At 60.7% G+C, this 12,409-nt stretch carries 14 protein-coding genes and 1 other RNA gene; 4 read left to right on the top strand and 11 right to left on the bottom strand.

Annotated elements, in window-relative coordinates; genetic code table 11:
- Positions 1 to 26: 26 nt before the first annotated feature.
- Entirely contained in the window at positions 27 to 509 is a 483-nt protein-coding gene (locus tag CLM72_RS27230; protein WP_105228922.1) for a sn-glycerol-3-phosphate transporter, read from the bottom strand.
- A 250-nt stretch (positions 510 to 759) separates the two neighbouring features.
- Here CLM72_RS27230 and CLM72_RS27225 point away from each other — a divergent pair, with 250 nt between their 5' ends.
- A complete protein-coding gene (locus CLM72_RS27225) occupies positions 760 to 1,413 on the top strand; it encodes a gamma-glutamylcyclotransferase (protein ID WP_054895996.1) in 654 nt (217 codons plus the stop codon).
- Here CLM72_RS27225 and glpT read toward each other — a convergent pair.
- Together glpT and CLM72_RS27215 are read right to left on the bottom strand one after the other, a co-directional pair.
- Positions 1,410 to 2,747, bottom strand: coding sequence for a glycerol-3-phosphate transporter (gene glpT / locus CLM72_RS27220; protein WP_014720415.1), 1,338 nt, complete (start codon positions 2,745 to 2,747; stop codon positions 1,410 to 1,412). The two genes, CLM72_RS27225 and glpT, sit on opposite strands and share 4 nt — an antisense overlap.
- A gap of 291 nt (positions 2,748 to 3,038) precedes the next feature.
- Entirely contained in the window at positions 3,039 to 4,016 is a 978-nt protein-coding gene (locus CLM72_RS27215) for an NADPH:quinone oxidoreductase family protein (RefSeq protein WP_105228921.1), read from the bottom strand.
- Positions 4,017 to 4,166: 150 nt separating this feature from the next.
- Here CLM72_RS27215 and CLM72_RS27210 point away from each other — a divergent pair, with 150 nt between their 5' ends.
- Positions 4,167 to 4,574, top strand: coding sequence for a flagellar basal body-associated protein FliL (locus CLM72_RS27210; RefSeq protein WP_105228920.1), 408 nt, complete (start codon positions 4,167 to 4,169; stop codon positions 4,572 to 4,574).
- A 42-nt stretch (positions 4,575 to 4,616) separates the two neighbouring features.
- Here the strand turns inward: CLM72_RS27210 and CLM72_RS27205 are convergent, their stop codons facing one another.
- The 4 genes from CLM72_RS27205 to CLM72_RS27190 form a co-directional block, all read right to left on the bottom strand.
- A complete protein-coding gene (locus CLM72_RS27205; RefSeq protein WP_105228919.1) occupies positions 4,617 to 5,735 on the bottom strand; it encodes an ABC transporter permease in 1,119 nt (372 codons plus the stop codon).
- Entirely contained in the window at positions 5,735 to 8,452 is a 2,718-nt protein-coding gene (gene rbbA / locus CLM72_RS27200) for a ribosome-associated ATPase/putative transporter RbbA (RefSeq protein WP_105228918.1), read from the bottom strand. The genes CLM72_RS27205 and rbbA overlap by 1 nt, the downstream gene beginning before the upstream one ends.
- Positions 8,449 to 9,414, bottom strand: a complete 966-nt coding sequence (locus CLM72_RS27195) for an HlyD family secretion protein (RefSeq protein WP_105228917.1) — start codon at positions 9,412 to 9,414, stop codon at positions 8,449 to 8,451. The genes rbbA and CLM72_RS27195 overlap by 4 nt, the downstream gene beginning before the upstream one ends.
- Before the next feature lie 70 nt (positions 9,415 to 9,484).
- A complete protein-coding gene (locus tag CLM72_RS27190; RefSeq protein WP_105228916.1) occupies positions 9,485 to 9,934 on the bottom strand; it encodes an EVE domain-containing protein in 450 nt (149 codons plus the stop codon).
- A gap of 195 nt (positions 9,935 to 10,129) precedes the next feature.
- Between CLM72_RS27190 and CLM72_RS29015 the strand changes: the two genes are divergently transcribed.
- Positions 10,130 to 10,279: a hypothetical protein gene (locus CLM72_RS29015; RefSeq protein WP_010207387.1), complete on the top strand. Its 150-nt coding sequence runs from the start codon at positions 10,130 to 10,132 to the stop codon at positions 10,277 to 10,279.
- A gap of 12 nt (positions 10,280 to 10,291) precedes the next feature.
- Here CLM72_RS29015 and CLM72_RS27185 read toward each other — a convergent pair whose 3' ends face one another.
- The 4 genes from CLM72_RS27185 to CLM72_RS27170 form a co-directional block, all read right to left on the bottom strand.
- The gene (locus tag CLM72_RS27185) at positions 10,292 to 10,921 is read right to left on the bottom strand and encodes a 5-formyltetrahydrofolate cyclo-ligase (protein ID WP_105228915.1); all 630 of its coding nucleotides are present in this window, start codon (positions 10,919 to 10,921) and stop codon (positions 10,292 to 10,294) included.
- 57 nt (positions 10,922 to 10,978) lie between these two features.
- A non-coding RNA gene (ssrS, locus tag CLM72_RS27180) (6S RNA) lies at positions 10,979 to 11,157 on the bottom strand.
- Between the two features lie 30 nt (positions 11,158 to 11,187).
- Positions 11,188 to 11,505, bottom strand: a complete 318-nt coding sequence (locus tag CLM72_RS27175) for a cell division protein ZapA (protein WP_054895993.1) — start codon at positions 11,503 to 11,505, stop codon at positions 11,188 to 11,190.
- On the bottom strand, positions 11,502 to 11,711 hold the full coding sequence (locus tag CLM72_RS27170) for a TIGR02449 family protein (protein WP_003177365.1): 210 nt from the start codon (positions 11,709 to 11,711) through the stop codon (positions 11,502 to 11,504). Before CLM72_RS27170 ends, CLM72_RS27175 begins: the two co-directional genes overlap by 4 nt.
- Positions 11,712 to 11,849: 138 nt before the next feature.
- Between CLM72_RS27170 and CLM72_RS27165 the strand changes: the two genes are divergently transcribed.
- The gene (locus CLM72_RS27165) at positions 11,850 to 12,407 is read left to right on the top strand and encodes a YecA family protein (protein ID WP_076951965.1); all 558 of its coding nucleotides are present in this window, start codon (positions 11,850 to 11,852) and stop codon (positions 12,405 to 12,407) included.
- Positions 12,408 to 12,409 lie beyond the last annotated feature (2 nt).

The following is a 12,409-nucleotide window of genomic DNA, read 5'->3' as shown; positions in this document are numbered from 1 at the left end:
CAGCTCCCACAGGGGACGGTGTCGTGTCAGAAGCGCACGCCAGTTGTCACCATTGCCGCGTTGAACCCGAGCAACACCAACTCCGCCGCCACCGGCCCGTAATGCGCGCCCACCGACGGAATGATCACCGGCGCCACACCGAATCGGTTCAACGGGATCTTGTCGCGGTAGTCGCCGCGATAGCCCTGAAGCAGCCCGCCGGTCAATTTTGCATACACCGGATACTCGGCCATGTCATAGCGCTTGCCCGCATAGGCGTAGTACGAGCGCTGGCGGAACGAGTTGCGAAAAGTCACCCCGCCATACACTAGGCCCGACGCCTCGTTGCGTTCCAGGCCGATCAGGTCCTGTTTGTTGTTGTGCTCGGGGTCGGGGGCGAAGTGCCGGGTGTAGACGCTGGTCTGGGCGTACCAGAAGCCTTTGTCGTCGTTGGCGGGTGGGGTTTCGCCCGCCAGCGCGGTGGTGGCTTGGGCCAGGAACAACAGCCCAGGCAATCGAAATTTTTTCATGGGGCGACCTCGATAGTCGATGTAATGAACGGCTAAGTGGGTCGTTATGTGCGCGCTAGTTTGACGGCATGGCGCCCGCCCAGGCTGAACCGGGGCTGACAGTAGCGGGATTAACCGTCCAGATCCTGACGAGTGGCGGCGTTGATTAATGCCCAGTGGCACTTTTTCGCCGTACGGTTACAGCGCTGCGTTTTATTACGGTAAAGTCGCTCACAACTGGTAACACTCAGGAGGCGCACCGCATTTCGCCATGACCGCCATTGAAACCGATCTTCTGCAATTGGCTTACCCTCCGCGCCTCGATCTTGGGCCGCAACTCACACACGAACAGTTGATGAGCTCGATGCAAGCCACCATGGCACGGCATAAGGGCGGGCCGGTGTGGCTATTTGCTTATGGTTCGCTGATCTGGCGCCCTGAATGTTCATCCACCGAACGCGTACGGGCGCGGGTCCACGGTTATCACCGGGGCTTGTACCTGTGGTCCCATGAGCATCGGGGAACGCCGGAGTTGCCGGGGTTGGTGTTCGGCCTGGATCGCGGTGGTTCCTGCAGCGGGTTCGCCTACCGTTTGCCGGAAGATCAGTTGGAGGCCTCGCTGTATGCCCTGTGGCAACGCGAGATGCCTTACCCCTCTTACCGGCCGCACTGGCTCAGCTGCCGATTGCAAGATGGCAGTACCGTGCAGGCGTTGGGGTTTGTGTTGGAGCGGCATTTGCCCAGCTATGCCGGCAACTTGCCCGATATCGTGCTTAACCATGTACTGCAAAGCGCTTGCGGGCGTTACGGTACCACTCGCGATTATGTCGAGCAGACCGTGAACGCCCTGCGTAGCCACGCCATGCCAGATAAAAATCTGGAGGCGCGGCTCAAGCGTTGTGCCAAGGGTTGCCCGGGCGATTAACGCGCCGAGCTGACGCTGTTGGTGTGCCACAGCGTAGGGATCAGGAACGCGATCGCCAGTACACAGGCGCTGATCAGCAGCACGAAACCACCGTCCCAGCCGAAATGGTCAACCGTGTAGCCCATGGCCGCACTTGCCGCTACCGAACCGCCCAGATAACCGAACAGACCGGTGAAGCCCGCTGCGGTGCCGGCGGCCTTCTTCGGAGCCAGTTCCAGTGCCTGCAGGCCGATCAGCATCACCGGGCCGTAGATCAGGAAGCCGATGGAGAACAGCGCAATCATGTCGATCATCGGGTTGCCCGGCGGGTTGAGCCAGTAAACCAGGGTGGCCACTGTCACCAGAGCCATGAACACGATACCGGTCAGGCCGCGGTTGCCACGGAAGATCTTGTCCGACATCCAGCCGCACAGCAGCGTGCCCGGAATACCTGCCCATTCGTAGAAGAAGTACGCCCAGGACGACTTATCGACCGTGAAGTGCTTGGCTTCTTTCAAGTAGGTCGGCGCCCAGTCCAGTACGCCGTAGCGCAGCAGATAGACAAACACGTTGGCGAAGGCGATGTACCAGAGCATTTTGTTGCGCAGCACGTACTTGACGAAGATTTCCTTGGCGCTGAATTCGTCTTCGTGGCTGGCGTCGTAGCCTTCCGGGTAATCGTTCTTGTACTGCTCGATAGGCGGCAGGCCCACCGATTGCGGAGTGTCGCGCATGGTGATGAAGGCAAACGCCGCCACCGCCAGGGCCACGGTGGCCGGTACATAGAACGCCGCATGCCAGTCGTTGAACCACGCCATGCCCAGCAGGAACAGCGGGCCGATCAAGCCACCGCCGACGTTATGCGCCACGTTCCATACGGACACCACGCCGCCGCGTTCTTTCTGCGACCACCAGTGCACCATGGTCCGCCCACTTGGCGGCCAACCCATGCCCTGGGCCCAGCCGTTGATGAACAGCAAAATGAACATCATGGTCACGCTGGACGTTGCCCAAGGCGCGAAACCGAAAATGAACATCACCCCCGCCGAAACCAGCAGGCCGAAGGGCAGGAAGTAGCGCGGGTTGGAGCGGTCTGACACCAGGCCCATCAGGAATTTGGACAAGCCGTAGGCGATTGCGATCGCCGACATCGCCAGGCCCAGTTCACCGCGGGTGTAACCCTCGTCGATCAGGTAGGGCATGGCCAGGGAGAAGTTTTTACGCAGCAGGTAGTAACCGGCGTAACCAAAGAAAATACCCGCGAAGATCTGCCAGCGCAGCCGTCGGTAGGTACTGTCTATTTTTTCTTCAGGCAGGGGCGCCTGGTGTGCGGCAGGACGAAAGAAAGCAAACATTCAAGAGCTCCAAATTTCTTGTTTTGACTGCGGATGCGAATGTTACAGTTTCGTTACCGAAAATAGCATCGCCTCTTATCTGCAAACACAGGAAACGAGAGCAATTGCATGTTCTTTTACGAACATGTCGCCTATAGATAAGTGATGGTCGTGGTTAGGTCCTAAGACCGCGAAGTAACTACTGTGGGAGCTGGCTGGCCTGCGATGACGGTCTTTCAGCTTCATCTGTAGCAACTGACTCACCGCTGTCGCAGGCAAGCCAGCTCCCACATGGATTGCATTTCAGGTGTGTTATCGGGTTTGGACAACTATTTTACCCACTGCCTTGCGCTGCCCCAGATCATTGATCGCCTTTGCGGCCTGTTCCAGCGGATACACCTGTGACACCAACGGCTTCAACTTGCCCTCGCCATACCAGGTGAACAACTGCTGAAAATTCGCCGCGTTATCCTGCGGCTGGCGCTGGGCAAACGAGCCCCAGAACACCCCGACCACCGCTGCGCCCTTGAGCAACGCCAGGTTCACCGGCAGTTCAGGAATACGCCCACTGGCGAACCCCACCACCAGCAGCCGCCCATTCCAGGCGATCGAGCGAATGGCCTGGTCAAACAGGTCGCCACCCACCGGGTCGTAGATAACATCGGCGCCATTGCCATCGGTCAGGCGCTTGACCTCATCCTTGAGGCTGGCTTCGCTGTAGTTGATCAACTCATCGGCGCCGGCCGCCTTGGCTACTGCGAGCTTGTCGGCGCTGCTGGCGGCGGCAATCACCCGGGCGCCCATGGCCTTGCCGATCTCCACGGCGGCCAGGCCCACGCCGCCGGACGCACCAAGCACCAGCAAGGTCTCGCCGGGTTGCAGCTTGGCGCGTTGTTTCAGCGCATGCATGGAGGTGCCGTAGGTCATGCTGAAGGCGGCGGCGGTGTTGAAGTCCATGCTCGGCGGGATCGGCAGCACGTTATAGCCGGGCACTGCGACCTGCTCGGCAAAGCTGCCCCAGCCGGTCAACGCCATCACACGGTCGCCGACTTGCAGGTGGCTGACTTTCTCACCCACCTCGCAGACCACGCCTGCCGCTTCACCACCGGGTGAGAACGGAAAGGGCGGCTTGAACTGGTATTTGCCTTCGATGATCAGCGTATCCGGGAAATTCACCCCGGCCGCATGCACGTCCAGCAGGATTTCATTCTTCTTGATCGCCGGGCTGGCGATCTCTTCCAGCACCAGGGTTTCGGCGGGGCCGAAGGCTTTGCACAGCACAGCTTTCATCGGACTATTCCTTTTGGCGTCGTGGCCGATAAGTGTAGGAGGGAACGCCCGTGGGTCAACGAGCATGCCCACGCCTGATAAGCCCCCATAAGCTTGTGCTCAGCCTTGCTAGCGTTATGCTACCGGGCAACCGAATTCGAGGAATGAACTGTGAAAGCGTGGATCCTGTTGATGCTGGCCCTGACCTTGCCGATGGCAGCCCAGGCCGAAGAGGCCAAAGAGGGCGAGGCGCCGAAGGTCAGCTATATCAGCCTGAGCCCGCCGTTCGTGGGCAATTACGGCCTGGATGGCACGGCCAAACTCAAGGTGTACAAGGCCGACATCGCCCTGCGTGTGACCGGCACCGAAGCAGCCGCGGCGGTCAAGGCCAACGACCCGCTGATCCGCAACCAACTGGTGGCGCTGTTTACCCAGCAGACCAGCGAGGCCATGAGTACGGTCGAAGGCAAGGAAAAGCTGCGTCAGGAAGCCCTGAAACAAACCCAGCAAGTGATGAATGACGAGACCGGCAAGCCGATGGTCGAAGACCTGCTCTTCAACAATCTGATCATCCAGTAAAGCCGGCGCTTCGCGCCATTCGCGAGGTCCTGCCAGGCTTCCTCAGGAAGCCAGGCTTTTGCGAAACCGCGCCAACGCCACCGCAAAAAATACCAGGCCAATCCCCGCCAGTGCCAGCAAGTCTGGCCACACTACGCTCAGCCCTGCATCCCTGAATAGAATCGCTGCACTCAAGCTCACAAAATGCGTCGATGGTGAGCCCTGCATCACCCACTGCAACCATTCGGGCATGCTGTCCAGCGGCGTGCTGCCGCCAGAGAGCAATAGCATCGGGATGATCACCGGGATCGCCAGCAGGCCGAACTGCGGCGTCGAGCGGGCGAGGGTGGCGAGGAAGATCCCCAGCGCGGTACTCGCAAACAGATACAGCGCCGTCACCAGCAGGAACAGGCTCAACGAACCGGCCAACGGCACGCCGAGCAAACCTTTGACCACCAGTTCCAGGGACAGCCACGTACACAACACCACCACCAGCATGTTGCTCCAGATTTTCGCCAGCATAATCTCCAGCGCGGTCAGAGGCAGCACCAGCAGGTGATCGAGAGTGCCGTGCTCGCGTTCGCGCAACAGGGCGGTGCCGGTCAACACGATGGCGAGGATGGTGATGTTGTTGACGATCTGGATCACCGCCAGGAACCAGCCGCCTTCCAGGTTGGTATTGAACAGTGCCCGGGTGGTCAGCAGGGCCGGGGCTTTGCTAGCAGCGTCGGCCTGACCGCTGTAGGTCAGCAGCTCGCGTTGAAAAATTCGCCCGATGTAACCCGCCCCCATGAATGCCTGGCTCATCGCCGTGGCATCGACGTTCACTTGCACACCCGGCTGGCGCCCCGCTAGCAGGTCGGCCTGAAAATTCGCCGGTACATTGATCACGAAGGTGTATTGGCCGCTGTCCATGACCTTGTCCAGCTGGTCGTAAGGCAGTGGCGCTGGCGCCTGGAACTCTGGAGGTTGCAGGGCCTGGGCCATTTGCCGCGAGAGCGCGCTGTGGTCTTCATCGACAAAGGCCACGCTGGCGTTGTGCACGCCAATTACCGAGCCGGCTGCGGGCATATAAATCGCCACGGTAAAGGCGTAGAACAGAAACAGCAGCAAAACGCTGTCGTGGCGCAGGCTGGTGAGTTCCTTGAGCCCCAGGCGCAGGATGTGAGTGAGCTTGTGCATCAAGCCTCCTGCTTCTTGAGCATCACCAGGCTCAGCCCGGTAAAACCGACGAAAAACCCGAACAACGCCAGGCATTGAGGCCACAACTGACGCAGGTCCAGGGCCTTGGTGAAGGTGCCCACCGCAATATCCAGAAAGTGCCCGGCCGGAAACAGCATCCCCATCAGCCCCGCCGCCCCCTCCAGGGACGAACGCGGCACGATCAGCCCGGAAAACTGGATGGTCGGCAGGCTGGTGATGATCATGGTGCCGAGGATCGCTGCGATCTGGGTGCGGGTGAACGCCGAGATCAGCAGGCCCATGCTCGTCGTCGCCAGCACATACAACAGGCCGCCGAAGGCCAGGGTCAGGCCGCTGCCTTTGAACGGTACACCGAACAACCAGCGGTTCATCGCCACCAGCAGCGCCAGGTTGATCAGGCTGACGGCGAGGTAGGGCGCCTGTTTGCCCAACAGGAACTCCAGGCGTGTCAGCGGCGTGGCATAGAAGTTGGTAATCGACCCCAGCTCCTTCTCGCGCACGATGCCGAGAGCGGTGAGCATGGCCGGAATGAACGCCAGGATCAGCGCCATCACGCCAGGGCCGATAGCGTTCACGCTGACCACGTCCTGGTTGTAGCGAAAGCGGGTTTCCAGTTTGGCGGCCGCCTGGTTATTCAAGGGCAGGCTACTGAGTTCAGCCAGTTGCGCAAGGTTGCTCTGGTGCACGGCCTCCACGTAGTTGCGGCTGGTTTCAGCGCGAAACGGCATGCCCCCGTCGAGCCAGGCCGCGACAGTGGGCTGGCGGCCGGCGTAGAGGTCACGACCAAAGCCGGGCGGGATCTCCAGGGCCAGTTTGATTTCCGAGCGCTGCAGGCGCCGATGCAGTTCGTTGGCGTCGCTGATGGGTGCTCGTTCAGCGAAATAGCGCGAACTGCGAAATGCTTCCAGGTAGCTACGGCTTTGCGGGGTCTGGTCCTGGTCGTAGACGGCGAAGGCGAGGTTTTCCACGTCCAGGGATATGCCGTAGCCGAAGATCACCATCATGAACAGCGCCCCGAGCAAAGCAAAGGCCATACGTACCTTATCGCGCAGCAGTTCCTTGCCTTCGCGGCTGGCCACCGCCAACCACCGCGCCAGGCTGAAGCCGCGTTTGCTCGCGGGCGGCGCGTGGGTTTCGTTGACGGTTGCAGGGGGAGTGGTGGGTTCCGGTTCGCCCTGTGCCTGTTCCAGGCAGGTGACGAACGCGGCTTCCAGGGTGTCACCGTGGAACTGCTGTTGCAGCGCCTCGGGCGTGTCGCAGGCCAACACCTTGCCGGCATGCATCAAGGAGATGCGGTCGCAGCGCTGGGCTTCGTTCATAAAGTGGGTGGACAGGAAGATGGTCACGCCCTGTTCCCGTGACAACTCGATCAGCAATCGCCAGAAATCATCCCGCGCTGCAGGGTCGACGCCCGAGGTGGGTTCATCGAGGATCAGCACTTCCGGGCGATGCAGCACCGCAACCGCCAAGGACAAACGCTGGCGCAGGCCAAGGGGTAACTCGCCGGAGGGCTGTTCGGCCACTTCACCAAGGTCGAAACGTTGGATCAGTTCATCAATGCGCGGGCCGCTGTCGGCCTTGGGCAAGTCGAACAGTTGCGCATGCAGCACCAAGTTCTGGCGCACGCTCAGCTCGCCATACAGCGAGAAGCTCTGCGACATGAAGCCTACGCGTTTGCGGGTCGCCAGGTCCTTGGCGTCCACCGGTTTGCCCAGCAGGATTGCATTGCCCTCGGTGGCCGGCATCAGCCCGGTCAGGACTTTCATGGTGGTGGTCTTGCCGCAGCCGTTGGAACCGAGGAAGCCGAAGATCTCGCCGCGGCCAATGGCAAAGCTGACGTTGTTCACCGCAGTGAAATCGCCAAAGCGCAGGGTCAGGTTGTGGGCTTGGATGGCGATATCGGCGTTGCCGCTTGTACGCGGTGGAATGACCAGTGGCTGGTTGTCGTGGGCACTGTCGCCCTGGAAGTGGGTGAAGGCTTCATCCAGTTTGCCGCTGGGCGTGATCGTCGCCAGTTCGCTGCTCAGCCCATCGGCAATTAACCTGCCACGGTCGAGCATCAGGCAATGCTCAAATTGCTCGGCCTCTTCCATGTAGGCGGTGGCCACCAGCAGTGTCAGTTGCGGGCGCTCACGGCGTACGCTGTCTACCAGCTCCCAGAAACGCCTGCGTGACAGTGGGTCGACGCCGGTGGTGGGCTCGTCGAGGATCAACAGGTCCGGATCATGGATCAATGCGCAGCACAGGCCGAGCTTCTGTTTCATGCCGCCGGAGAGCTTGCCTGCCGGGCGCTCGGCAAAGCGTGCAAGGTCGGTGGCGAGCAGCAGGTTGTGCATGCGCTGGTCGCAATCGGCTTTCGACAGGCCGAACAAAGTAGCGAAGAAACGGATGTTCTCGCTGATGGACAGCTCGGGGTATAGGTTGCCGCCCAGGCCCTGAGGCATAAAGGCGATGCGCGGGTACAGGCTGTTGCGGTGGCGACGGTCTTGGATGGAACCGCCGAGCACCTGCAACTGGCCGTCCTGCAGTTTTTTAACCCCCGCGATCAAACCCAGCAGGCTCGACTTGCCGGCGCCGTCCGGGCCGATCAACCCGCAGCGGGTACCGGCCGGCAGGCTGAAGGCAATGTCGAGCAGTGCGTGTTGCTTGCCGTAGCGGTGGTTGATCCCCGTGGCGTGCAGCGCCAAGCCGCTCATTGCAGGTTGGCCGGCCAGTCGACATCGGCCGTGCGTACATAGCCCGCGCCGGGCATGCCCGGTTTGGCTTGTGGCACGGCGCTTGGCTGAGTCAGGCGCAATTTGACGCGGAACACCAGTTTCTGCCGCTCATCGCGGGTTTCGACTTCCTTGGGAGTGAACTGGGATTTGGCCGCGACAAAACTGATTCTGGCCGGCAGCGCTTGCTGTGGCAGAGCGTCGAGCAGGATACGCGCTTCACTGCCGACGGTCAGACGGCCGGTAACGGAGGCGGGCAGGTAGAGATTCATGTACTGGTCATTGGGGTCAATCAGCAGCAACACGCGCCCGCCCGCGCCGAGCACTTCGCCCGGCTCGGCCAGGCGCAATTGGATGATACCGTCGATCGGCGCTCGCAGGCTGCTGTCGTCGATTTCACTGGTGAGCTGGGCCACTTGGGCCTGGGCTGCGCCGATGGCGGCCTTCACCGCGTTGACCTGGGCTTGGGCGGCGATCACTGCCGCGTTGCCGGTGTTCTGGCGCGCTTGCTGCTGGTCGATCAATTGGCTGCTGGCGAAGCCGCGCCGGTACAGCTCTTGGGTACGCTTGAGTTCCTGGCTGGCCAGCAGTTGCTCGCTTTGGCGCAATTGCACGTTGGCTTGGGCGGCGGCGAAGTTTTCCTTGGCGCGCAACACCTCTGCTTCGGCCTGGGCGCGTTGGGCTTGCAGGGTGCGGGTGTCCATGCGCGCCAGCAACTGGCCCTTGAGCACTTTGTCGCCTTCATCCACGTGCACTTCGGCCAGGCGCCCGGGAATCTTGGCGGCGATCTGCACTTCGGTGGATTCCAGGCGCCCATTGCCCATGCTCAAGCCTTCGGGCAGGCGGTCCTGGGTCGAACGCCAGTAACCAAAGGCCCCGGCCCCCAGCAACAGGACGATCAGGGCGATGGCGAACAGACGGGACGTATGGTGGTTCGTAGACATGGCTGCATCCTGCGGCGTTAGCGTCCCAGTGTGATGGGTTTAGCCCATGGGGGGGGTTGATATCGGTCAGTTAAAGCAGAGAAAGGATGGCCGCCCATTGTTCAGGCGTGACTGCCATGACAGAAAGCCGGCTGCCCTTTTGCACCAGCGGCATTTCAGCCAGTGCAGTTTGCTGCTTCAGATAGCCAAGGCTTAGCACCTTGGGGAAGGTCTGCGCATGGGCGACATCGATCGCGCTCCACGGGTTTTTCTCCGGGGTGGCCTTGGCGTCGAAATAGTGGCTTTCTGGTTCCAGTGCGGTGGGGTCCGGGTAGGCGGCGCGGATAATTTTGCCGGTGCCGGCAATCCCAGGCTCCGGGCAACTGGAGTGATAGAAGAAAAACTCGTCGCCCACGGCCATGGCACGCAAAAAGTTGCGGGCCTGATAGTTGCGTACCCCGTCCCAGCGCGCTTCGCCGAGCTTTTCCAGGCCGTTGATGGAGAGTTCGTCGGGCTCGGATTTCATCAGCCAGTAGGCCATTGTTGGGCTCCTGAAAAAGGTATTGGGCACGTTGTCGGGCAATTGCATGACAAACCGACAGTCGGTTGGCGTCAAGGTTTGCGTGTTGGTTCACGTTACCGCAGAATGCGCGCTTTTAAGCTTGACGCAGCTGCAACGGACTACTTTGGAACGTTGTTGTCATCGTGTACGAGGTGCCTGAAAGGGGGGCAATCGATGCAACGTAAGCCGGATTTACTATGGATTTTGGTTATTTTGTTTGGTCTGGGCGTCGTGACCACCGGTTATGCCCAGAGCCTGTGGTCGAACAAGACCGATGCACCTGTTGAACTGGCTCAGCAGCAGCCACAACCGTTCAAGCGTTAACTCAAGCATTCACTAAGGCGCCGCTGTTTCCAGTGGCGTTTGCGCGACATACCACTGCTTATCAGTCACCGTACCCGCCAACGGCACATCCCAGCTTGCCTGCGCCAGGCGTTCGACTTTCTGGCATTCATGGGCCAGCCCCAGCAGCGTTGGCTTGCGCCAGCTCTGGCGGCGGGCAAGATAAGCCAGGCTGCGATCGTAGAACCCGCCGCCCATGCCCAGGCGCCCGCCCACATCATCGAACCCCACCAACGGCAATAACACCAGGTCCAGCGCCCAGACCTGGCGCTGGTGATGGGCATTGACCCGTGGCTCAAGAATGCGAAAGCGGTTGGGCAACAACTTATCCCCAGGACGTACGCGCTGGAACACCATCTTGGTGCGCGGCCAGGCGCTGAGCACCGGCAGGTAAGTGGCTTTGCCGCGGCGCTGGGCCGCACGCAGCAGCAGGCGCGGATCGATTTCACCGTCCGTGGGCAGATATAAAGAGATATGTTTGGCCCGGCGAAACAGCGGGTGCTGTGCCAGTTGTCGGTACAGACCCTGAGCGGCCTGGCGCTGCTCGCTTGGCGTGAGGGCGCGGCGGGCCTTGCGCAACATGCGTCGAAGTTGCGGACGAGATAGCGGCGCAGGTTCGGTCATGATTTTCGGCTCATAAAACAATGCCAGTCCGGGGACTGGCATTGAGTTTGGGAATTCAGGCTCCCCGACAGAGCCGCTGTCGACTTAGCCCTTGAACCCGAAAGTTCAAGGTGGAAGAAGCAGTAGGCTTTAAGGCTTTCCGTCTAGCGGACATGCACACCAGCCCAACGTGCAACTTCCAGGGTAGTGCGAATCGGCTCAGGGACATCGCCGACTGGCAAACACGCCAGGGAGTGGGGCGAGTATACCTTAAACCCGCTCGGCAATCAGCCCTTGGGTGTGTCTGAATCGGTGGAAAGCGCCAGATCCACGCGATCGAGCAGGTCACGCACCTGCTCGCGCGTCGAGCCACTTGCCTGTACGTCAGGGCGCTCCTGCTTATGCAGCAGGTCGTGGGTGATATTCAGCGCGGCCATCACAGCGATGCGGTCGGCGCCGATCACTTTGCCGCTGCTGCGGATTTCGCGCATCTTGCCGTCCAGGTAGCGGGCAGCGCTCACCAGGTTGCTGCGTTCTTCCTGGGGGCAGATGATCGAATATTCTTTGTCGAGGATCTGCACGGTAACGCTATTGCTTGAACTCATGAGTCTTGCTCCAGGGCCTTCAGGCGCGAAATCATCGATTCGACCTTACGCCGGGCGATTTCGTTTTTTTCAATGAGGTGAGCGCGTTCCTCGCGCCAGGTCTTTTCCTGAGCTAATAGGAGTCCGTTTTGACTCTTAAGTTGCTCGACCCGATCAATTAGCAGTTCGAGTCTGGCCATCAGCGCTTGCAGGTCGGTGTCTTCCATTGGGTTCCACTGGATTTGTCTGATGAATGGCAACTGCAGGATAAACGATCTGACGCCCTCGATAGTCTTGGTACGTCTGCCGGTGCTAGGATACAGCGCTCCATTCTAGACATTGCGCCGTCTGGCGCCTAGCTCACCATGCCCATTCAGAACTCCCCGTACGATGCTTTTTCCAAACTGCTGAGCACCAGCGGCCATCCATGCTCGCCTGCTGAACTGCACGGCGTGCTGTTGGGCCGCAGTTGCACCGGTGTCGGCTTTGATGCCGACAACTGGCTGGCCGATGTGGCCGAGCTGCTGGAAACCGAACCCACCGAGAACGTGCGCAATGCGTTGATCGGCCTGCAAGAGATGGTCAAGGGCGAGTTGACCGGTGACGACGTCACCGTGGTCCTGCTGCTGCCGACCGATGACGCGCCGCTCACCGAGCGCGCTGCTGCCCTGGGCCAGTGGTGCCAGGGCTTCCTCCACGGTTTCGGCGTGAATGCCGGCGGCCTGGAGCTGAGCACCGACGCCAAGGAAGTGCTGCAGGACCTGGCGGCCATCTCACAGGTGCAAGATGCCCTGGAAGAGTCCGAAGATGGCGAAGGCGACTACATGGAAGTCATGGAATACCTGCGCGTCGCGCCGTTGCTGCTGTTCACCGAGACCCGCAAGTCCGCTGAGCCCGCTGCTCCCAAGCCGTCGTTGCACTGAGA

The sequence above is a fragment of the Pseudomonas sp. MYb193 genome (assembly GCF_002966775.1).
In the GTDB taxonomy this organism is placed as follows: Bacteria; Pseudomonadota; Gammaproteobacteria; order Pseudomonadales; family Pseudomonadaceae; genus Aquipseudomonas; species Aquipseudomonas paracarnis.
The sequence above is the reverse complement of the archived record's forward strand: the minus strand, read 5'-3'. Positions and strand labels throughout refer to the sequence as shown.

Excerpts from the sequence above, each read along its gene's own strand:
- CLM72_RS27185 (WP_105228915.1), bottom strand. The coding sequence starts at position 10,921 with ATGACCGAACCTGCGCCGCTATCTCGTCCGCAACTTCGACGCATGTTG.
- CLM72_RS27175 (WP_054895993.1), bottom strand. The coding sequence starts at position 11,505 with ATGAGTTCAAGCAATAGCGTTACCGTGCAGATCCTCGACAAAGAATAT.
- CLM72_RS27190 (WP_105228916.1), bottom strand. The coding sequence starts at position 9,934 with ATGGCCTACTGGCTGATGAAATCCGAGCCCGACGAACTCTCCATCAAC.
- rbbA (WP_105228918.1), bottom strand. The coding sequence starts at position 8,452 with ATGAGCGGCTTGGCGCTGCACGCCACGGGGATCAACCACCGCTACGGC.
- CLM72_RS29015 (WP_010207387.1), top strand. The coding sequence starts at position 10,130 with ATGCAACGTAAGCCGGATTTACTATGGATTTTGGTTATTTTGTTTGGT.
- CLM72_RS27205 (WP_105228919.1), bottom strand. The coding sequence starts at position 5,735 with ATGCACAAGCTCACTCACATCCTGCGCCTGGGGCTCAAGGAACTCACC.
- CLM72_RS27165 (WP_076951965.1), top strand. The coding sequence starts at position 11,850 with ATGCCCATTCAGAACTCCCCGTACGATGCTTTTTCCAAACTGCTGAGC.
- CLM72_RS27225 (WP_054895996.1), top strand. The coding sequence starts at position 760 with ATGACCGCCATTGAAACCGATCTTCTGCAATTGGCTTACCCTCCGCGC.
- CLM72_RS27215 (WP_105228921.1), bottom strand. The coding sequence starts at position 4,016 with ATGAAAGCTGTGCTGTGCAAAGCCTTCGGCCCCGCCGAAACCCTGGTG.
- CLM72_RS27230 (WP_105228922.1), bottom strand. The coding sequence starts at position 509 with ATGAAAAAATTTCGATTGCCTGGGCTGTTGTTCCTGGCCCAAGCCACC.
- CLM72_RS27170 (WP_003177365.1), bottom strand. The coding sequence starts at position 11,711 with ATGGAAGACACCGACCTGCAAGCGCTGATGGCCAGACTCGAACTGCTA.
- CLM72_RS27195 (WP_105228917.1), bottom strand. The coding sequence starts at position 9,414 with ATGTCTACGAACCACCATACGTCCCGTCTGTTCGCCATCGCCCTGATC.
- glpT (WP_014720415.1), bottom strand. The coding sequence starts at position 2,747 with ATGTTTGCTTTCTTTCGTCCTGCCGCACACCAGGCGCCCCTGCCTGAA.